The organism is Microbacterium sp. G2-16M, from assembly GCF_055809115.1.
In genome coordinates this window covers 600,509-619,738 of record NZ_CM147897.1, presented here as the reverse complement: position 1 = coordinate 619,738, position 19,230 = coordinate 600,509, and the positions used below count along the sequence as shown (strand labels likewise).

Below are 19,230 nucleotides of genomic sequence, written 5' to 3'. Positions count from 1 at the left end.
AGTCCTAGTTCTCAGGCCTTCCTCGTCGCGGAGTTCGTCGCGGGCTTGATCCCTTTCCCCGAGGAGAACGACAGAACATGAGCACCCCTGCGTCCACCGTCCCCCAGCATCCGCGCACCCTGGCCGAGAAGGTGTGGGACGACCACGTCGTCGTCCGCGGCGAGGACGGAAGCCCGGACCTCATCTACATCGACCTGCACCTGGTGCACGAGGTCACCAGCCCCCAGGCCTTCGACGGTCTGCGCGCCGAAGGCCGCGGCGTGCGCCGCCTCGACCTGACGATCGCGACCGAAGACCACAACACCCCGACGCTGGACATCGACAAGCCCATCGCAGACATCACCAGCCGCACCCAGATCGAGACGCTGCGCCGCAACGCCGCCGAGTTCGGCGTCCGGCTGCATTCGCTCGGCGACAGGGAACAGGGAATCGTGCACGTCGTCGGGCCGCAGCTGGGTCTGACCATGCCGGGCATCACCGTGGTCTGCGGCGACAGCCACACCTCCACGCACGGCGCATTCGGCGCGATGGCGTTCGGGATCGGCACCAGCGAGGTCGAGCACGTCCTGGCGACCCAGACGCTGCCCCTCAAGCCGTTCAAGACGATGGCCATCACGGTCGAGGGCGAACTGCAGCCGGGCGTCACCGCGAAGGACATCATCCTCGCCGTGATCGCCAAGATCGGCACCAACGGCGGCCAGGGCTACGTCCTGGAATACCGGGGCAGCGCCATCCGGTCGCTGTCGATGGAAGGCCGGATGACGATCTGCAACATGTCGATCGAGGCCGGCGCGCGGGCCGGCATGGTGGCCCCGGACGATACCACGTTCGCCTACCTGGAGGGGCGCCCGCACGCCCCGAAGGGCGCCGACTGGGATGAGGCCGTCGCCTACTGGCGCACGCTGCCCTCCGATGAGGGCGCCGTGTACGACGCCGAGGTGTACCTGGACGCGAGCGAGCTCGAGCCGTTCGTGACCTGGGGCACCAATCCCGGCCAGGGCGTGTCGCTGAGCGACGTCATCCCGTCGCCCGAGCAGTTCTCCGACCCCAACGAGCGGGCGGCCGCCGAACGCGCGCTGACCTACATGGACCTGCAGCCGGGCACCCGGCTGAAAGATGTGCCGGTCGATGCGGTGTTCATGGGGTCGTGCACCAACAGTCGGATCGAGGATCTGCGCGCGTTCGCGTCGATCATCCAGGGGCATACCAAGGCGGACGGCGTCCGCGTGATGGTGGTCCCGGGTTCGGCGCGCGTGCGACTGGAGGCCGAAGCCGAGGGGATCGACAAGATCGTCGAGGAGTTCGGCGCCGAGTGGCGATTCGCCGGATGCTCGATGTGCCTGGGCATGAACCCCGACCAGCTCGCGCCCGGCGAGCGCTGCGCGTCGACCTCGAACCGCAACTTCGAGGGGCGCCAGGGCAAGGGCGGGCGCACGCACCTGGTGTCGCCGCTGGTCGCGGCAGCCACCGCGATCCGCGGCACGCTGTCCAGCCCCAGCGATCTGGAGACCGCGACGGTCGGAGCGGAGGCCTGAGATGGACAAGTTCACCACGCACACCGGGATCGCGGCGCCGCTGAAGCGCTCGGCCGTCGACACCGATCAGATCATCCCCGCCGTCTACCTCAAGCGCGTCACCAAGACCGGATTCGAGGACGCCCTGTTCGCCAGCTGGCGTCAGGACCCCGGATTCGTGCTCAACCAGGAGCCGTATCGGAACGCCTCGGTGCTGGTGGCCGGCCCGGACTTCGGCACCGGATCCAGCCGCGAACACGCCGTCTGGGCGCTGCGCGACTACGGCTTCCAGGTGGTCCTGAGTCCCCGTTTCGCCGACATCTTCCGCGGCAACGCCGGCAAGCAGGGCCTGGTCACCGGGGTGATCTCCGAGGCGGACGTCGAGCGGTTCTGGCGCGCGATCGAAGCCCAGCCCGGCGTCCGGATGACGGTCGACCTGCAGGCGCGCACGGCGACACTGGGCGACATCCAGGTGCCGTTCGAGATCGATGATTACACTAGGTGGCGGCTTCTGGAGGGCCTCGATGACATCGGGCTCACCCTCCGCAGCGAAGACAGAATCGCCGCTTACGAGGCGCGTCGGGCGAGCTGGCGACCGCGCACCCTCCCGGTGCCGACGCCATCTGCCGAATGATTCCCACACTGTGAGGCAACACCGCATGACACTCCTGAACGGCTTGACATCCACCGGCGGCCGGATGGGAGGGTCGGGTGAGACGCTGGCGATCCGCGGCGGCCACCCGCTGCGGGGGCGCGTCGATGTGAAGGGCGCCAAGAACCTGGTGACCAAGGCGATGGTGGCCGCCCTGCTCGGCGAGACGCCCAGCGTCCTGCACGACGTCCCCGACATCAGCGACGTCGCCGTGGTGCGCTCGCTGCTGGAGGTCCACGGCGTGCGGGTCACCGACGGCGAGGACGAGGGCACGATCCATCTCGATCCATCCGACGTGGCCTCCGCCCACATGGAGGAGATCGACGCGCACGCCGGCGCGTCGCGGATCCCGATCCTGTTCTGCGGACCGCTGCTGCACCAGCTCGGACAGGCGTTCATCCCCGACCTCGGCGGCTGCCGCATCGGCGACCGTCCGATCGACTTCCACCTGGACGCGCTGCGCAAGTTCGGTGCGATCGTGGAGAAGCTGCCCGGCGGCATCCGGCTGTCCGCACCGCGCGGGCTGGCCGGGGCCAACATCCACCTGCCCTACCCGAGCGTGGGCGCGACCGAGCAGGTGCTGCTGACCGCCGTGCGCGCGCGCGGGACGACCGAGCTGCGCAACGCCGCGATCGAGCCCGAGATCATGGATCTGATCGCGGTGCTGCAGAAGATGGGCGCCATCATCTCGTACGAGCCGAACCGCGTGATCCTCATCGAGGGCGTCGATCGGCTGGAGGGCTACACCCACCGCGCGGTCTTCGACCGCAACGAGGCCGCGAGCTGGGCCAGCGCCGCGCTGGCCACCGGCGGTGAGATCTTCGTCGGCGGAGCCCGCCAGCCCGAGATGCTGACGTTCCTGAACGTCGTGCGCAAGGTCGGCGGCGACTTCGACATCCGCGAGGACGGCATCCTCTTCCGCCGCGGCGGCGACCTGGGGCCGGTCACGGTCGAGACCGATGTGCACCCCGGGTTCATGACGGACTGGCAGCAGCCGCTGATCGTCGCCCTCACCCAGGCGCACGGCGAGTCGATCGTGCATGAGACCGTCTACGAGAACCGCTTCGGCTTCACCGACGCCCTGGTGAAGATGGGCGCCGACATCGTCGTGCACCCGCACGGACTGCAGGATGGCCCCCGGCGGGTCCCGCGTCGCAACCTCGAGCAGGCCGCGGTGATCAACGGTCCGACGCCGCTGAGCGGCGCGGACATCACCGTCCCGGATCTGCGCGGCGGCTACAGCCACGTCATCGCGGCCCTGACCGCGACCGGGGAGTCCACGGTCCGCAATGTCGGCATCATCAGCCGCGGATACGAGAAGTTCTTCAGCAAGCTCGCCGCCCTGGGCGCCGACTTCGACATCCTGGAGTGAGCGTGGGGGAGAGCAAGGCGCGACTGCGCGCGTCCAGCGAGAAGACGCGCCCGAGCGTGTTCTGGCTCCTTGCCGCGATCGTCGTGCCCGTCGTGGGGCTGATCGCGAAGATCGAGATCATCGGCGGCGAGAAGCTGCCGCGCGAGGGTGCGTACGTGGTCGCGGTGAACCACCACAGCGAGATCGACCCGCTCATCGTCGCCATCGCCATCTGGCGCCTGGGCCGCGGACCGCGGTTCATGGCCAAGGAGAGCCTGTTCCGCGTGCCCGTCCTCGGCGCGGCGCTGCGCGCGACCGGCATGGTGCCGGTCGCCCGCTCCGCCTCGTCCGCCGGTGCCCGGCAGACCCTGGAGACCTCGCGCGCGCTCGTGGAGCACGGTCGCGGTGTGGTCGTGTACCCCGAGGGCACGCTGACCCGCGATCCGCAGCTGTGGCCGATGCGTGGCAAGAGCGGCGCGGTGCGGCTCGCCCTGGCCGGCGACATCCCCCTCATCCCCATGGCGCAGTGGGGGGCGCAGCAGATCCTCCCGCGCTACGGCAGGCTCCGGCTCTGGCCGCCGCGCCGGCATGTGACGGTGATCGTGGGCGACCCGGTCGACCTGAGCGCCTACCGGCAGCAGGCGCATGCGCAGCCGGCGGCACTCGCCCGGGCGACGACCCTCGTGATGGATCGCATCGCCGCCCTGCTGTCGCAGCTGCGCGGCATCCCCGCCCCGCCCGAACGCTGGAATCCGGCCGCCCACGGGCAGAAGGAGACCGGTCGACTTGAGCCCTAGACACGAAGCCGTCACCCGGGTCGCCGTGCTCGGCTCGGGCAGCTGGGGGACCACGTTCGCGAAGATCCTCGCCGACGGCGGCGCGCACGTGACGATGTGGGCCCGCCGGCCCGAGATGGCACTGGAGATCCAGGAGGCCAAGCGCAACAGCCGGTACCTGCCCGGCATCAACCTGCCCCGCACGATCTCGGCGACACCCGATCTGGCGACGTCGCTGGACGCCGCGGAGCAGGTGTACGTGTGCGTGCCGAGCCAGTCCGCGCGCGAGATCCTGAAGACCGTGCGCCCCCTGGTCGCGCACACCGAGGTGCCGATCGTCTCGCTGATGAAGGGGATCGAGCGGCGCACCGGGCTGCGGATGAGCCAGGTGCTCGAGCAGGTGCTGGGCTGCGACCCGGCGCGCATCGCGGTCGCGTCCGGCCCCAACCTCGCCCTGGAGATCGCCCGCGAGCAGCCGACCGCGGCGGTCGTGGCATCCACCAGCCAGGAGACCGCCGACGCGGTCGCCCGCCGCGCCCGCAACGCGTACTTCCGCACGTTCGTGAACACCGATGTGATCGGCACCGAGTTCGGCGGCGTCCTGAAGAACCTCATCGCGGTGGCCATCGGCATCGTGGACGGGGTCGGCTACGGCGAGAACACGAAGGCGTCGATCATCACCCGCGGACTGGTCGAGATGACCGACTTCGCCGTGGCGCAGGGCGCCCACCCCGAGACCCTGCACGGACTGGCCGGCCTGGGCGACCTGATCGCGACGTGCCAGTCGCCGCTGAGCCGCAACAACACGGCCGGGCGCCTGCTGGGCCAGGGCTACAGCCTGCAGGACGTGGTCAAGCAGATGAACCAGACGGCGGAGGGGCTGGCCTCCGTGGCGCCCGTGCTGCAGCTCGCGCGGGCCTCGCACGTGGAGATGCCCATCGTGGAGCAGGTCAAGCGCGTGCTGGACGGCGCGATGAACCCGCGCGACATCGCCCCGCACCTGACCACCGACGACGACACACCGAAGGGTGAGAGGACTGAGAATGGACAATCCGGCGGTGGCGGTGCTCTTCGGCGGGCGTTCCAGCGAGCATTCCATCAGTGCCGCGACGGCCGGGGGAGTGCTGCGGGCCATTGACCGCGACCGGTTCCGGGTCATCCCGATCGGGATCACCCGTGATGGCGCCTTCGTCCTCGAAGAGGACAACCCCGACAAGTTCGCGCTCGATCCGGCCCGTCTGCCCGAGGTCGTCGACAACGGCACCCGGATCGTGTGGCCCGATTCGGCGCGCAGCCGCGAGCTGAAGGTGACGGATGCCTCGGGCACGCACTCGCTCGGGGAGGTCGACGTCGTGCTTCCCATCCTGCACGGGCGCTGGGGCGAGGACGGCACGATCCAGGGGTTCCTCGAGCTGCTGGACCTGCCGTACGCCGGGGCGGGGCTGCTGATGTCGGCCATCGGGATGGACAAGCACACCACCAAGCATGTGCTGCAGGCCGCCGGGGTGCCGGTCGTGCCGTGGGTGACCGTCACCCGTCCGGGGCTGGACCGCGACCGCCGGATGTGGGAGCAGCGGATCCGGGCGCTCGGGCTGCCGGTGTTCGTCAAGCCCGCGCGTGCCGGGTCGAGCGTGGGCGTGTCGCGGGTGGACGCCTGGGAGACGCTGGATCACGCGCTGGCGACGGCGTTCGCCGAGGACGACACGGTGCTGGTGGAGCAGGCCGTCGTCGGCCGCGAGCTGGAATGCGGCGTGCTGGAGAGCCGCGACGGCGGTCTTCCCCGGGTGAGCGTGGCCGGCGAGGTCGTGATCACCGGGCGGGACTTCTACGACTTCGCGGCGAAGTATCTGGATGCCCCGGGCATCGATCTCGTCTGTCCCGCCGAACTGAAGCCCGGCGAGCTCGACGAGATGCAGCGCATCGCCGGGCGGGCCTTCGAGGCTGTGGGCGGGCAGGGACTGGCGCGGGTGGACTTCTTCTTCACCGGGACCGAGTTCTTCGTCAACGAGCTGAACACCATGCCGGGCTTCACCCCGATCTCGATGTTCCCGAAGTGCTGGATCGCCAGCGGGATGAGCTACCGCGCGCTGATCTCTGATCTGCTGGACACGGCTCTCAGCCGCTGACGGTGTCCGGGGCGGTGCACTTCGCGTTCTGCGTCGTCTGGGCCGCCACCAGCCGGCCCAGCTGGGTCAGGACCGCATTCGGGTCCACCGAGGCGTCCCCGCCGCCGACGAACAGCTGCACCGCGGGCGTGCGCCCGTAGCTGGTGATGCGGAAGTCGGGCTGCTGCGCCTCGTCGACGAGCCAGTCCACTCCGCCCAGTGAGACGCACTTGATGGTGCTCGGCCCGGGCGGGGTCACGCCGCAGGTCATGATGATCCGGGTCGGGCTGCCCCATGCGGCCGTCGACTGGGCGTCGGTCCAGGCCCGCTGCTGGCCGTCGAGGTTGCCGGGCAGGCGGACCATGATCGCCGCGCACTTGGGGTTGTTCGCATCCTTGGCCGGCTCGAGCGAGACCGTCGTGGAGCACCCGGCCAGAGCGAGCGCCAGTGCGAGGACGGCGGCCGCGCGGCCGAGTCGGGTTCGGGTCACCCCTCCAGGCTAACCCGCACCCGGGTCGCCGGAGCGCCGCGGGACGGCGGGGAGCGCGCGGTGAAGCAGAATGGGACGACGGTCGCGCTCCGACGGCCGACACGGACCGCAGCGGACGGGAGGACCGGCGTGACCGAGCCGAAGGCGGACCCGATGGTCGGCGAGCTGAGCGAGGCCGCCGTCCTGGGCGCGATCCTTGCGCGCATCGGGCCGTCCGCGGCGCTGGTCGGTCCCGGTGACGATGCGGCGGTGCTGGAGGCGCCCGACGGCCGCATCGTGGCGACCGTGGACACGCTGGTGCACGGCCCGGACTTCCGCTTGGCCTGGTCGACGGGCTTCGACCTGGGCTGGAAGGCGGCGGCGGTCAACCTCGCCGACGTCGCGGCGATGGGTGCCCGCCCGACTGCGCTGCTGGTGGCGTTGGCTCTGCCCGAGGACACCCGGCTCTCGTTCGTCACCGCCCTCGCGGACGGCCTGCGTGCGGCGTGCGCGGCCCTGGCCCCGGGGTGCGCTGTCGAGGGCGGCGATCTGACCGTGTCGGACACGCTGACGGTGGCGGTGACCGCGCTCGGGGCGCTCGACGGTGCGCGCCCGGTGCGCCGCAGCGGGGCCCGTCCGGGCGACGCCCTCGCCCTGGCGGGCGAGGCGGGGCTGGCCGCGGACGGTCTGCGGATCCTGTTCGACCGGTTCCGGGATGCCGACGGGCGGCCGGTCGCGGTCGACCGCGGCGCGCTGCGGCCCGAGCAGCGCCGGGCCGTGGACGCCCAGCTGCGTCCGTCCCCTCCGATCCTGCTCGGCCCGGCGGCGGCGCGCGCCGGCGCGACGGCGATGATGGATGTCTCCGATGGGCTCGTGCTGGATGCGACCCGGCTCGCCGACGCCTCGCAGGTGACCGTCGACCTCGATCCGACAGCTCTCGGCCCGGACCCCGATGCGGCACTGGCCGGCGGCGAGGATCACGCGCTGCTCGCGGCGTTCCCGGCCACGATGCCGCTGCCCGAGGGATTCCGGCGGATCGGGCGGATCGCCGACCGCGGGCCCGGCGCGGTCACCGTCGCCGGTGCGCCCTACGCCGGACGCGGCGGGTGGGACCCGTACCGCGACTGGGATGCCGCGGGCGGCTGATCACGGCGTGCCGGTCGCGCGCAGCCACCACAGCACGGTGTCGCCGTAGCGCTTGGTGCGCTCCTGCTCCAGGCCCGGCGTCGCAGCGGGAGCTCCGGCGCGCGCGCCCCGCTCGAGCACGACGAGCGCGTCGGGGCCGAGGTGGGGGACGAGCGCGGCCAGCATGGCCGCGGTCTCGTCGTCGCCCACCGCATAGGGCGGGTCGGCGAAGACGAGGTCGTAGGGCCCGCGGGCAACGGCCAGGAACGCCGCCACGGCCGCCCGATGAACCCGGGCGGAGGCGCCTGTGCACGCCGCGGCCACCCGGGCGGCGTTCCCGCGCGCCACCTGGGCGGCGCCGGCCGCGCGCTCCACCAGGTCGGCACTGCGCGCGCCGCGGCTCAGCGCCTCCAGCCCCAGCGCGCCGGAGCCGGCGTACAGGTCGAGGACGGCCGCATCGTCGAGCTCGCCGCCCGCCTCGAGCGCGCCGAACAGCGATTCGCGCACGCGGTCGCTGGTGGGCCGGGTCCCGGCCGACGGGACGTCCAGTCGGATGCCGCCGGCTCGGCCGGCGATGATGCGGGTCACCTCCCCACCCTACAAAGCCGCGACGCTGCGAACCCCTGTCGGCCCTGGTGCCTAGACTCGGATCCATGTCGGTGTACACGCTCGAGACGCGCCTGGACGGCGCGCTCGGCGGCAAGAGCGCCGGCGCCCTGAAGCGCGCGTTCGGCATGCACACCGTCGCGGATCTGCTCGCTCACTACCCTCGCCGATACGCCAAGCGCGGCGAGCTGACCCCGATCGACTCGCTGGTGGTCGGCGAGCAGGTCACGATCGTGGCCCGGATCAAGCACGCCTCCGAGCGGCCGATGCGCCAGCGGCGCGGCCGACTGCTCGAGGTCGTCATCACGGACGGGCACGGCGATGTGCAGCTGACGTTCTTCAACCAGAGCTGGCGACTGAACGAGCTGCAGGTCGGCCGCCAGGGCATCTTCTCCGGCAAGGTCGGCACCTACGGACGCGGCAAGCAGTTCGCCCACCCCGAATACGAGCTGTTCGACGACGTCGGCATGGCGCGCATGACGGCCGAGGCGCAGGCGAACGAGCCCATCCCCATCTATCCGGCGACCTCCGCGGTCTCCAGCTTCGCCCTGCGCAAGATGATCGTGATGATCCTCGACGGGCTCGGCGAGATCGCCGACCCGCTGCCGGAGGACATGCGCGCCCGCCAGGGACTGCTGACCGCCCGACAGGCGCTGGAGCGCATCCACCGCCCCGACTTCGAGGACCAGGCCGACGATGCGCGTCGGACCCTGCGCATGCACGAGGCGCTGGTCCTGCAGACGGCCCTGCTGCAGCAGCGGCAGTTCGTGCGCGCGCTGTCGGCGACCGCGCGTCCGGCCGGCGAACTGCTGCGCGCCTTCGACGCGGCGCTGCCGTTCGCACGCACGCCGGATCAGGTCGCCGTCGGCGAACGGGTCGCCGCCGACCTCGTCGCCGACTGGCCGATGAATCGGCTGGTGCAGGGCGAGGTGGGGTCCGGCAAGACCCTCGTGGCGCTGCGCGCGATGCTGCAGGTCGCCGAGTCGGGCGGACAGTCCGCCCTCATCGCCCCCACCGAGGTGCTGGCCGGCCAGCACCTGCGCTCGATCACCCGGATGCTGGGCCCGCAGCTCGCGCCACGGCTGATGCCCACCCTGCTGACCGGACAGCTGTCGGCGCCCGAGCGCCGTCGCGCCGCCCTGCGGGTGGCCGCCGGGCAGGCGCTCATCGTCGTGGGCACGCACGCCCTGCTGAGCGCGAGCACGACCTTCGCCGACCTCGGGCTGGTCGTGGTCGACGAGCAGCACCGGTTCGGCGTGGAGCAGCGCGAGACGCTGCGCGCGAAGGGCAGCAGCCCGCACGCGCTCGTGCTCACGGCCACCCCGATTCCGCGCACCGTGGCGATGACGGTGTTCGGCGACCTCGACGTGTCCACGATCCGCACGATGCCGGAAGGGCGGGCCGGCTTCGAGACGTTCGTGGCGCCGGTGGCCGAGAAGCCCGCCTGGTTCCCACGGGTCTGGCAGCGGGTGGCCGAAGAGGTGGCCAAGGGGTTCCAGGTCTTCGTCGTCTGTCCCGCGATCGACGTGGAGGCCGGCGCCGGGAAGGACCTGGACGACGCCGACGAGCTCGCCGAGGCGGACGGCGAGACCAGGCCGATGCGATGGGGCGTGGCCCAGGCCGCCCAGCTGCTGGCGCAGCATCCGCTGTTCGCCGCGCTCCGCGTGCAGACGCTGCACGGACGCATGCCCGCCGACCAGAAGGACGCCGTCATGCGGTCGTTCGCCGACGGCGAGATCGACGTGCTCGTGGCCACCACTGTGATCGAGGTGGGGGTGGACGTGCCGAATGCCTCGACCATGGTGATCCTCGAGGCCGATCGCTTCGGCGTCTCGCAGCTGCACCAGCTGCGCGGGCGAGTGGGGCGCGGGTCCGTGCCGGGGCTCTGCCTGCTGGTGACCGAGGCCGCCGAGCACACGCCCGCCCGCCAGCGGGTGGATGCGGTGGCTCGGACCGCCGACGGATTCGAGCTGGCCGAGGTCGACCTGCAGCTGCGGGGCGAGGGCGACGTGCTGGGCGACGTGCAGTCCGGCGCGCGCTCGTCCCTGCGCCTGCTGCGGGTGATCAAGGACGCCGACCTGATCGCGATCGCGCGGCAGGAGGGCGAGACGATCCTGGACGAGGATCCCGCGCTGCTGCGGCATCCCGGCCTGTCCGACGCGATCGAGCGGCGTCTGGACACGTCCGCGCGTGCGGCGCTGGCCAAGAACTGAGCCGGGTCCTCCACGGCATTCAGGAAGCGGACAGGTCGACCGGTAGGCTGGCAGCGTGAGCAACCGGATCGCCGTCGTCCCGGGGTCGTTCGACCCGCCCACCCTCGGCCACCTCGACGTGATCCGTCGAGCCGCCGCACTGTACGACACGGTGCACGTGCTGGTCGTGCACAACCCCGACAAGCAGGCGATGCTGCCGATCGCGCAGCGGCTGTCGCTGCTGGAGCAGTCCATCGCCGAAGACGGGGTGGTCGGCGAGATCGTGGTGGCGTCCTGGAGCATGGGCCTGCTCGTGGACTACGCGACCGATGTGAACGCCGGCGTGCTGGTCAAGGGCATCCGCTCGCAGGTGGATGTCGCCTACGAGACGCCGATGGCGATCGTGAACCGCCATCTCGCCGAGATCGAGACGGTGTTCCTGCTTCCCGACCCCGCGCACGCGCTGGTGTCCAGCTCGCTCGTGCGCCAGGTCGCCGGGCTGGGCGGCGACGTGGCGCCGTACGTGCCCGGCGCGGTCGCGCGGTTCCTGGACACGGGTTCGCGCGGGATCTGACGCGCCGAGCCCGGCGCGTCGGCGGCAGGTAGACTCGCCGGGTGAGAAATCGTCGTCCCGGCCCGTTCAGCACCCTGGTGCGCGACATCGTCCGGCACCCCGGTGAGATGCGCGAGACCTCCTTCGACGTCGTGCTCTCCGAGCGCTGGGGCGAAGGTCTGGTCGCCGTCGAGTCCGGCGAGACCGTGCGCCTGGACGTGCGGCTGGAGTCCGTGCACGAAGGCATTCTGGCCACCGGCGACGCGCGCACCCGGTACACCGGGCAGTGCGGGCGCTGCCTCATCGACATCGCCGCGCCGGTCGAAGTCGAGTTCCAGGAGCTTTTCGCGTATCCTGGAGAGGAAGCGAACGACTTCGAGGTTCAAGACGACCACGTGGATCTTGAAACTCTGGTCCGGGACGGCATCGTCCTGGCGCTTCCGTTTCAGCCGGTGTGCCGGCCGGACTGCCCGGGGTTGGACCCCGTCACGGGCGAACGTCTGGCCGACGTGTCGGACGCAGCACCCCCTCAGAGCATCGACCCGCGGTGGTCGGCCCTGGCGGAGTTCGCGCCCGAGCCGGCCGAGGGAACAGACGATTCTGCGCCCCGATCCCAGACCTAGAGAACGAAGGATGAACAGCCATGGCAGGTAACCCCCCGAAGCGGAAGGTCTCCCGCTCCAACACGCGCTCCCGTCGTGCGCAGTGGAAGGCCGAGGCGCCCGCGCTGGTCAAGACCGTCGAGAACGGCAAGGTCGTCTACAGCCGTCCGCACCAGGCCAAGGTCGTCACCGACTCGCAGGGCACTGAGCTGTTCCTGGAGTACAAGGGCCGCAAGGTCGCGGACGTCTGATCGACGTCCGATGAGGCGGCCGGCGGGAGATTCCTCCCAGCTGATGGAGAAGCTCGGGGTCGACATCGACTCCGAGCTTCTCTCGCTCGCCTTGACACATCGCTCGTACGCCTACGAGCACGGGCACCTGCCGCACAATGAGCGGCTGGAGTTCCTCGGCGACTCCGTCCTCGGACAGGCCGCCACCGTCCTGCTGTACACCCGGCATCCCGAGCTCGAAGAGGGAGCCCTCGCCAAGCGCCGCGCCAGCGTCGTCTCGACCGTCGCGCTGGCCGAGGTCGCTCGCAGCATCGGCCTCGGCGCCTACCTGCGGCTCGGCCGCGGCGAGGACCAGACCGGCGGACGCGACAAGGACTCGATCCTGGCCGACACGATGGAAGCGGTGATCGGCGCCACCTACATCTCCGCGGGGCAGGATGCCGCCACCGCCCTGGTGCAGCGGCTGATCGAGCCGCTGCTGGCCGACCCGGACCGCTACGGCGCGGCCGTGGATCCCAAGACCAGCCTGCAGGAGCTGGCGGCGCGGCTGGGTTTCCCGCCGCCCGCCTACCGGATCGACGCGACCGGCCCCGACCATGACCGGGTCTTCACCGCCACGGTCGCGGTGGGCGACGAGCAGCGCAGCGGCACCGGGACGAGCAAGAAGCACGCCGAGATGGCCGCCGCGCTGCTGCTGTGGCGCGCCCTGTCCGAGCGGACCTGATCGGTGCCGGAGCTGCCCGAGGTCGAGGTCGTCCGCCGCGGCCTCGCCCCGGCCGTGAGCGGCGCCCGCGTCACGCGGGTGACCGTGCACGACCCGCGCGCCCTGACGCGGCATGCCGGTGGCGACGCCGACTTCGTGGGCGCGCTGACCGGGTCCACGCTCGAGTCGGCGGTGCGCCGGGGCAAGTTCCTGTGGCTGCCCGTGGCCGGCACCTCCCACGCGCTGATCGGCCACCTCGGGATGAGCGGTCAGCTCCTGCTCCGCGCCGCCGACGCCCCGCAGGAGCGCTTCGAGCGCATCCGGATCGGGCTGCGGCATCCCGTCCACGGCGACATCGCCGTCGTGTTCGCCGACCAGCGCACGTTCGGCTCGCTCGCCGTCGACACCCTCGTGCCGACCGCGGACGGCGCGCCGGGTGGTTGGGGCGACGCTGCACCGGTGGTGCCGACCCAGGTCGCGCACATCGCGCGCGATCCGCTGGATCCCGCCTTCGACGATGCCGCGTTCCGCCGGCGCCTGGCGCACAAGGACGTCGCGGTGAAGCGGGTGCTGCTGGATCAGACCGTGGTCAGCGGCATCGGCAACATCTACGCCGACGAGTCGCTGTGGGCGGCCCGCATCCACCCGTCCGCCCCCGCGCAGGCGCTGTCCACCCGCGCGGTGCACCGGCTGATGGCCGAGGTCCGGGGTGTGCTCCAGAAGGCTCTGAGCGAGGGCGGCACCAGCTTCGACGCGCAGTACGTGAACGTGAACGGCGAGGCCGGCTACTTCGCGCACTCGCTGAACGCGTACGGCCGCGCCGGGCTGCCGTGCGCCCGATGCGGCCGCCCCATCGTGCGGACCTCGTTCATGAACCGGTCGAGCCATTTCTGCGCGCGGTGCCAGCGGATGCCGCGCCCGCCCGCCCTCAGCGGCTGAGCGTCTTCTTCCAGGCGCCGTTGTAGGCGACCGGCACGAAGCCGATCCGCTCGTTGATGTCGAGCATCGGCCGGTTCTCCTCCGCGTTGTACGTGATCACCCGCGGCGAACGGGGAGCGATCTGGTGCCAGTCGTGCAGGGCCTGACACTTCACGAGCAGCCCCAGCCGGTGCCCGCGATGCTCCGCCAGGACCAGGGTGTCCTCCTGGCTGGTGGCCGCGGTGCGGTCGGTGCCGATCACGAGCTCGTTGAACGCGGCCAGCTCTCCCGTGGCGATGTGCTGCGCGGCGGTCACGTGCAGCGTGCGCCCCGCCTCCAGATAGGGCCGCTCGTGGTCGGCCAGGCGGGCAGCATCCCAGACCTCGTCGTCGAACTCGAGGGCTGCCGAGGGGGCGTCGGTGACCATGCGCGACTTCATCCAGGCATAGCCGTCGACGTACTCGGCGGGTGTCGGCACAGCCCACTGCACCACCCGGTATCCGGTGGCCGCCGCCCGGGCCTCCGCGAGCAGCCTCTCCACGTGTGCACGCGCATCGTCGGTCAGCGCGAGCACGCTGTTGCGCTCGATCTGCTCGAGCGTGTATCCGTGCGCGCGCATGAAACGGGCCGTGTGATCCAGCGGCAGCGAGCCGAAGCCGGTGGGCGGGACAAGACGTTCGGCGCCCGCGGCGTCGTCGGTGCCCGCGGCGCTTGCATGGTCGCTCCAGGCCTGCAGCACGCTCCGGCCCTGCGCGCGGGCGGCGTCCTCGAGCAGGCGATGCGCGGCCCTGCCGATGCCGCGGCCCCACGCACGCCGCAGCAGCTCGATGTTGGTGAACGCGACCCGCGAGCCGTCTTCGAGCGGGAGCTGCAGGGCGGCCCGTCCGACGACCTCCCCGTCCAGCAGGGCGATCCACATGAGGGTGCGCTCGTACTCCTGGCTCCGCAGACGGGGCAGCAGCTCGGCGGGCGTCATCCGCTCATCGTCGTTGCCGTTCATCTCGCGGTAGGACTCATTGCGGACGTCCACCATCGCGATGAAGTCCGCGGCGTCCGCGTCGTCGAGGGATGCCGGGAACGTGAGCGGGCGCAGCTCGATCTCGTCGGTGGTGGCCATGGGGATCTCCTTCGTGCCGGGTGAGGGTGAGGCGGGGGTGCGGGTGACCCGCACCCCCGTCACCGGTACTGCTGACTGACGATCGCGCGGACCAGATCGGCCTCGCGCTGAGTGGCTGCGAACCCGTCGCGGGCGAGTGCGCGCACGGCGCGCGCGTTCCGCTCCGCGCCGCGCTGGGCACGACGCTCGTTGCGCAGCAGGACCCACAGACTGAATCGCAGTGCGAGTCGGTCGGGTGCCGAGATGCGGATGTCGCGGGTCAGGTCCGCGAGATCCTGCAGCCGTTCCTGATCGGGGGGATGCGTCGATGACGACGTGGTGTTCATGATGTGAGCTCTCTGAAGAATGAGATTGCCGGTGCGTGCACCGGGGGAGTGTCGCCGAGAGCGACGGGAGGGCACGACGAGACGGTCGTGCGGGCGCACGTCGACGAAGACGGCGCGGACGCGGGTGAAGCGGATCGCTTCTGACCCCGCTAGCAGGCAGTGCCCGCGAAGACGCCGATGGCGGCCCCCGGGAATGCGCTGCTGTGCGCGACACTCGCGAACGCGGTCGGTTCGTTGATCATCATCGGTGGGCCTCCTTTCGGCTCGGGTCCGAGCTTGGCTCAGACGCAAGAAATGACACTAGTGGCGTGGCGGGCGCCTCGTCAAGCACATTCGCAGAATCGGAGGGATGTCGGGCGTGTCGCGACCGGAAGTGCCGTCATCGCGGCCCGTCGCGGCGGTGCGACCCCCGGCATCCGGTAGCGTGTTCCGGTGATCGACCGGGGCGGGAAGGCGCGACCATGCACCTGAAGAGCGTGACGCTCAAGGGCTTCAAGTCGTTCGCCGCGTCGACGACCTTCCTCCTGGAGCCCGGGGTCACCGCCATCGTCGGGCCGAACGGCTCGGGCAAGTCGAATGTCGTCGACGCGCTGGCCTGGGTGATGGGGGAGCAGGGCGCCAAGACCCTCCGCGGCGGCAAGATGGAGGACGTCATCTTCGCCGGCACGTCCACTCGCGGCCCGCTCGGGCGTGCCGAGGTGCAGTTGACGATCGACAACGCCGACGGCGCATTGCCGATCGACTACGCCGAGGTGACCATCAGCCGCACGCTGTTCCGCAACGGTGCGAGCGAGTATGCGATCAACGGCCAGTCCTGCCGACTGCTGGACGTCCAGGAGCTGCTGAGTGACTCCGGCCTCGGCCGCGAGATGCACGTGATCGTCGGCCAGGGCCGCCTGGATACCGTCCTGCAGGCCTCTCCGGAGGAGCGACGCGGCTTCATCGAAGAGGCCGCCGGCATCCTGAAGCACCGCCGGCGCAAGGAGAAGACGGTCCGCAAGCTGCAGGCGATGGAGGCGAACCTGATGCGGCTGAGCGATCTGGCCGGCGAGCTGCGCCGTCAGCTCAAGCCGCTCGGACGCCAGGCCGAGATCGCCCGCGAGGCCGCGACGATCGCCGCGGTGGTGCGCGACGCGAAGGCGCGGCTGTTCGCCGACGAGCTGGTCGCGCTGCGCGCGGAGCTGGCGGCCGCGGCGCAGAACGAGCAGGAGCGGCATTCCGAGCGCCTGGTGCTGCAGGATCGCGCGGACAGCCTGCACAGCCGGATCGGCGAGCTCGAGGCCGATCAGCGCTCCGAGGCGGTGGACCGGGCGCGTGGCGTGGTGTTCGCGCTGGAGCAGGTGCAGGAGCGCCTGCGCGGGCTGTACACGCTCGCCGGGCAGCGCCTGACCCTCCTGGCCGACGACGACGACGCGCACGCCGTGCAGACGACGGTGACGCAGGCGATGATCGACGAGGTGCGGGGCGGGATCGGCGAGGTCTCCTCGGGTCTCGGTGCTGCGCAGGATGCCGCCGCCGCGGCCGCTGTCCAGGTCGTGCGGGCTCGGGGCGAACTTGATGCGCTGGACACCGACATCGCCGCGCAGAGCGCCCTGGTCTCGGAGCACGACATGCGGATCACCGCGCTGCGCGGATCGGCCGAGGCTGCGGCATCCGCCCTGGCAGCCGTGCAGACGGCCGTGACCCGACAGCAGGCCGCGCTGGATGCCGCCGTGACCCGCCGCGGCGAGGCCGAGCGGGCCCTGGCCGCGCTGGACCCCGAGGCGGTGACGGATGCCGCGTCCGCCGAGCACGCCGCCGCCTATGAGCGCAGCCAGCGCGAGGCGACGGACGCCGAGTCCGAGGCGGCCTCGCTGCGCGAGAGGCTGCACGCCGCCGAGCGGGAGAAGGACGCGCTGACCGCCCAGACCGCCGCCCTGTCACGGGCGCTGGACGTGCGTAACGGCGCGTCGGAGCTGATCGAGGACGCCGGCCCCGGCATCCGCGGGCTGGTGCTCGAATCCGTGCAGGTGCACCCCGGCCACGAGGCCGCGATCGCCGCCGCACTCGGGCCGCTGGCCGAGGGCGTGCTGGTCGACCGCGCCGAGGATGCGCTGTCGCTGGCCCGCGCCGCCCGAGGCGGCGACGTGGGCGTGGTGGACATCGCGATCGCGGAGGCGACCGTCGCGATCGCCGACGAGCCGGCCCCGCCCGGACTGGCCCGTGCCGCGGACCTGGTCACCGCGCCGGACGGCGTGCGTGCGCTGCTGGCCTCGGTGTACGTCGCCGACGACCTGGAGCAGGCCCTGGCGGCCGTGCGGTCCGCCGGGCGGACGATCACGGTGGTCACCGGTGACGGCGAGGTGGTGACGCCGTTCACGGTGCGCGCGGGTTCTGGACAGGGCCGATCCCGTCTGGAGCTGGCGGCCGAACGGGATGCCGCGGCCGAGCGCCTCGCCGAGGTCCGCGTCGTCGCCGACTCGCTGCGCGAGGCGCTGGCCGAGCGGGTGACGGCGCTGGACGATGCGCGTCGGCGTGCGAAGGCCGCGCTGCAGACCCTGCGGGAGCATGACGCCGCCCTGGCCGCGCAGGCCGAGAAGCTCAACCGGGCGACGGTCCGGCACGAGTCCGCCGTCGCCGAGTGCGACCGCCTGCAGGCCACTCTGCGCCAGGCCGAAGCCGCCGTCGAGGAGGCCGAGGCATCCGCCCGCTCGGCGCAGGAGCAGCTGGACGCCGCACTGGAGGCGCCGCGCCCGATGCTCGACGCGTCGGCCCGCGACGGACTGCTGGACGAGCTCGAGGCGGCGCGGGACGCCGAGATGCGTGCCCGGCTGGAGGTCGAGACGCTCAAGGAGCGGGTGCGTGCCGAGGAGAGCCGCGCCCGGTCGCTGGAGCAGCAGCGGGAGCGCGAGAAGGCGGCCGCCGCCGAGGCCGCCCGCCGCACCGTGATCCGGCGCGCGCAGCGCGACGTGGCAGCCGGGGTCGCGGAGCGGCTGCCGGCACTGCTCGACTCGATCGACCGCTCGGTCAGCGAGGCCCGCGTTGGGCTGGCCGCGGCTGAGAGCGAGCGGACGGCGGTGACCGCCGAGCTGGCGCAGCTGCGCGCCGACGACGCCGGCGTGCGCGAGCGGCTTGCCGGGCTGACCGAGAGCGTGCACGGGCTGGAGATGCAGATCCACGAGAAGCGGCTCCACGTGACGAGCCTGCTGGAGCGCGTGCACTCCGAACTCGGGCTCGAGGAGGATATTCTCGTTTCGGAATATGGTCCGGATCAGGAGGTCCCGAACGACGACGACCCGGATGGTGCCCCGACCGCCTTCGACCGTGCCACCCAGGCACGACGGCTGCAGGCGGCGGAGCGCAAGCTCGCCCAGCTCGGCCGGGTCAACCCGCTGGCTCTGGAGGAGTTCGAAGCGCTCGAGCAGCGGCACAAGTTCCTCACCGAGCAGCTGGGTGATCTGACCCAGACCCGCACCGATCTGCTGGCGATCATCGACGAACTCGACGAGCGGATGCAGTCCATCTTCCTCGCCGCCTTCGAGGACACCCGGGTCGCGTTCGGAGAGGTCTTCCCGATCCTGTTCCCCGGCGGCGCCGGCTCGATCTCGCTGACGAACCCGGATGACCCGCTGACCACCGGGATCGAGGTGGCGGTGCGCCCGGTGGGCAAGAAGATCGAGCGCCTGTCGCTGCTCTCCGGTGGGGAACGCTCCCTGGCGGCGGTGGCGCTGCTGACGGCGATCTTCAAGGCGCGCCCGAGCCCGTTCTACATCCTCGACGAGGTCGAGGCCGCGCTGGACGATGCGAACCTCGGCCGGCTGCTGGGCGTGTTCGAGCAGCTGCGGGTCTCCAGCCAGCTGATCGTGATCACCCACCAGAAGCGGACGATGGAGATCGCCGACGCCCTCTACGGCGTCTCGATGCGCCAGGACGGCGTCTCGGCGGTGGTCGGCCAGCGGGTCGGCGACCGCAAGGCCCGTGAGAGCGAGCCCGCGGCTGTGTGACCGGCAGG

18 protein-coding genes are annotated in these 19,230 nt (G+C 71.7%); 14 read left to right on the top strand and 4 right to left on the bottom strand.

All coding sequences use genetic code 11. The features are described 5' to 3' along the window. The first annotated feature begins 77 nt into the window (after nt 1-77). The 6 genes from leuC (at nt 78) to AC0L6F_RS03020 (ending at nt 6,419) form a co-directional block, all read left to right on the top strand. Nucleotides 78-1,535, top strand: coding sequence for a 3-isopropylmalate dehydratase large subunit (gene leuC, locus AC0L6F_RS03045; protein ID WP_473539106.1), 1,458 nt, complete (start codon nt 78-80; stop codon nt 1,533-1,535). A 1-nt stretch (nt 1,536) separates the two neighbouring features. Further along, the gene (leuD, locus tag AC0L6F_RS03040; RefSeq protein WP_274638189.1) at nt 1,537-2,148 is read left to right on the top strand and encodes a 3-isopropylmalate dehydratase small subunit; all 612 of its coding nucleotides are present in this window, start codon (nt 1,537-1,539) and stop codon (nt 2,146-2,148) included. Nucleotides 2,149-2,212: 64 nt separating this feature from the next. After that, the gene (gene murA / locus AC0L6F_RS03035; protein WP_473539937.1) at nt 2,213-3,538 is read left to right on the top strand and encodes a UDP-N-acetylglucosamine 1-carboxyvinyltransferase; all 1,326 of its coding nucleotides are present in this window, start codon (nt 2,213-2,215) and stop codon (nt 3,536-3,538) included. 2 nt (nt 3,539-3,540) lie between these two features. Then, nucleotides 3,541-4,314, top strand: coding sequence for a lysophospholipid acyltransferase family protein (locus tag AC0L6F_RS03030; protein ID WP_274638191.1), 774 nt, complete (start codon nt 3,541-3,543; stop codon nt 4,312-4,314). Beyond that, complete coding sequence (locus AC0L6F_RS03025; RefSeq protein ID WP_473539105.1) at nt 4,304-5,431, top strand: NAD(P)H-dependent glycerol-3-phosphate dehydrogenase; 1,128 nt, start codon at nt 4,304-4,306, stop codon at nt 5,429-5,431. The genes AC0L6F_RS03030 and AC0L6F_RS03025 overlap by 11 nt, the downstream gene beginning before the upstream one ends. Next, a complete protein-coding gene (locus tag AC0L6F_RS03020) occupies nt 5,337-6,419 on the top strand; it encodes a D-alanine--D-alanine ligase family protein (protein ID WP_473539104.1) in 1,083 nt (360 codons plus the stop codon). The genes AC0L6F_RS03025 and AC0L6F_RS03020 overlap by 95 nt, the downstream gene beginning before the upstream one ends. Here AC0L6F_RS03020 and AC0L6F_RS03015 read toward each other — a convergent pair. Beyond that, nucleotides 6,409-6,888 carry a DUF3515 family protein gene (locus tag AC0L6F_RS03015; RefSeq protein WP_473539103.1) on the bottom strand — a complete coding sequence of 160 codons (480 nt, stop codon included), beginning with the start codon at nt 6,886-6,888 and terminating at the stop codon, nt 6,409-6,411. The genes AC0L6F_RS03020 and AC0L6F_RS03015 overlap by 11 nt on opposite strands. A 129-nt stretch (nt 6,889-7,017) precedes the next feature. On the opposite strand from AC0L6F_RS03015, the gene thiL reads away from it, so the two are divergent. After that, nucleotides 7,018-8,013: a thiamine-phosphate kinase gene (gene thiL, locus AC0L6F_RS03010; protein ID WP_473539102.1), complete on the top strand. Its 996-nt coding sequence runs from the start codon at nt 7,018-7,020 to the stop codon at nt 8,011-8,013. Here the strand turns inward: thiL and rsmD are convergent, their stop codons facing one another. After that, complete coding sequence (gene rsmD / locus AC0L6F_RS03005; RefSeq protein ID WP_259612052.1) at nt 8,014-8,580, bottom strand: 16S rRNA (guanine(966)-N(2))-methyltransferase RsmD; 567 nt, start codon at nt 8,578-8,580, stop codon at nt 8,014-8,016. It lies immediately after the preceding gene. Between the two features lie 65 nt (nt 8,581-8,645). Here rsmD and AC0L6F_RS03000 point away from each other — a divergent pair, with 65 nt between their 5' ends. From AC0L6F_RS03000 to mutM, 6 genes are all read left to right on the top strand, one after another. After that, nucleotides 8,646-10,811, top strand: coding sequence for an ATP-dependent DNA helicase RecG (locus tag AC0L6F_RS03000; RefSeq protein ID WP_473539101.1), 2,166 nt, complete (start codon nt 8,646-8,648; stop codon nt 10,809-10,811). 55 nt (nt 10,812-10,866) lie between these two features. Then, nucleotides 10,867-11,364 carry a pantetheine-phosphate adenylyltransferase gene (gene coaD / locus AC0L6F_RS02995; protein ID WP_259612051.1) on the top strand — a complete coding sequence of 166 codons (498 nt, stop codon included), beginning with the start codon at nt 10,867-10,869 and terminating at the stop codon, nt 11,362-11,364. A gap of 107 nt (nt 11,365-11,471) precedes the next feature. Continuing rightward, nucleotides 11,472-11,966 carry a YceD family protein gene (locus tag AC0L6F_RS02990; RefSeq protein WP_259613405.1) on the top strand — a complete coding sequence of 165 codons (495 nt, stop codon included), beginning with the start codon at nt 11,472-11,474 and terminating at the stop codon, nt 11,964-11,966. Between the two features lie 20 nt (nt 11,967-11,986). Continuing rightward, the gene (gene rpmF, locus AC0L6F_RS02985; protein WP_050721097.1) at nt 11,987-12,196 is read left to right on the top strand and encodes a 50S ribosomal protein L32; all 210 of its coding nucleotides are present in this window, start codon (nt 11,987-11,989) and stop codon (nt 12,194-12,196) included. Between the two features lie 43 nt (nt 12,197-12,239). Next, the gene (gene rnc, locus AC0L6F_RS02980; RefSeq protein ID WP_473539100.1) at nt 12,240-12,899 is read left to right on the top strand and encodes a ribonuclease III; all 660 of its coding nucleotides are present in this window, start codon (nt 12,240-12,242) and stop codon (nt 12,897-12,899) included. Nucleotides 12,900-12,902: 3 nt separating this feature from the next. Further along, nucleotides 12,903-13,817: a bifunctional DNA-formamidopyrimidine glycosylase/DNA-(apurinic or apyrimidinic site) lyase gene (gene mutM / locus AC0L6F_RS02975; protein ID WP_473539099.1), complete on the top strand. Its 915-nt coding sequence runs from the start codon at nt 12,903-12,905 to the stop codon at nt 13,815-13,817. Here mutM and AC0L6F_RS02970 read toward each other — a convergent pair. Together AC0L6F_RS02970 and AC0L6F_RS02965 are read right to left on the bottom strand one after the other, a co-directional pair. Beyond that, nucleotides 13,807-14,913: a GNAT family N-acetyltransferase gene (locus tag AC0L6F_RS02970; RefSeq protein WP_274638200.1), complete on the bottom strand. Its 1,107-nt coding sequence runs from the start codon at nt 14,911-14,913 to the stop codon at nt 13,807-13,809. The two genes, mutM and AC0L6F_RS02970, sit on opposite strands and share 11 nt — an antisense overlap. A gap of 59 nt (nt 14,914-14,972) precedes the next feature. Further along, nucleotides 14,973-15,239, bottom strand: coding sequence for a hypothetical protein (locus AC0L6F_RS02965; RefSeq protein ID WP_274638201.1), 267 nt, complete (start codon nt 15,237-15,239; stop codon nt 14,973-14,975). Nucleotides 15,240-15,700: 461 nt separating this feature from the next. Between AC0L6F_RS02965 and smc the strand changes: the two genes are divergently transcribed. Then, complete coding sequence (gene smc / locus AC0L6F_RS02960) at nt 15,701-19,222, top strand: chromosome segregation protein SMC (protein ID WP_473539098.1); 3,522 nt, start codon at nt 15,701-15,703, stop codon at nt 19,220-19,222. Nucleotides 19,223-19,230: the final 8 nt, after the last annotated feature.

What these genes read in the sequence shown, in the direction of transcription:
- AC0L6F_RS02965 (WP_274638201.1), bottom strand. Translation starts at nt 15,239, where the DNA reads ATGAACACCACGTCGTCATCGACGCATCCCCCCGATCAGGAACGGCTG.
- AC0L6F_RS03000 (WP_473539101.1), top strand. Translation starts at nt 8,646, where the DNA reads ATGTCGGTGTACACGCTCGAGACGCGCCTGGACGGCGCGCTCGGCGGC.
- murA (WP_473539937.1), top strand. Translation starts at nt 2,213, where the DNA reads ATGGGAGGGTCGGGTGAGACGCTGGCGATCCGCGGCGGCCACCCGCTG.
- smc (WP_473539098.1), top strand. Translation starts at nt 15,701, where the DNA reads ATGCACCTGAAGAGCGTGACGCTCAAGGGCTTCAAGTCGTTCGCCGCG.
- AC0L6F_RS03020 (WP_473539104.1), top strand. Translation starts at nt 5,337, where the DNA reads ATGGACAATCCGGCGGTGGCGGTGCTCTTCGGCGGGCGTTCCAGCGAG.
- rpmF (WP_050721097.1), top strand. Translation starts at nt 11,987, where the DNA reads ATGGCAGGTAACCCCCCGAAGCGGAAGGTCTCCCGCTCCAACACGCGC.
- rnc (WP_473539100.1), top strand. Translation starts at nt 12,240, where the DNA reads ATGGAGAAGCTCGGGGTCGACATCGACTCCGAGCTTCTCTCGCTCGCC.
- leuD (WP_274638189.1), top strand. Translation starts at nt 1,537, where the DNA reads ATGGACAAGTTCACCACGCACACCGGGATCGCGGCGCCGCTGAAGCGC.
- leuC (WP_473539106.1), top strand. Translation starts at nt 78, where the DNA reads ATGAGCACCCCTGCGTCCACCGTCCCCCAGCATCCGCGCACCCTGGCC.
- AC0L6F_RS02970 (WP_274638200.1), bottom strand. Translation starts at nt 14,913, where the DNA reads ATGGCCACCACCGACGAGATCGAGCTGCGCCCGCTCACGTTCCCGGCA.
- AC0L6F_RS02990 (WP_259613405.1), top strand. Translation starts at nt 11,472, where the DNA reads ATGCGCGAGACCTCCTTCGACGTCGTGCTCTCCGAGCGCTGGGGCGAA.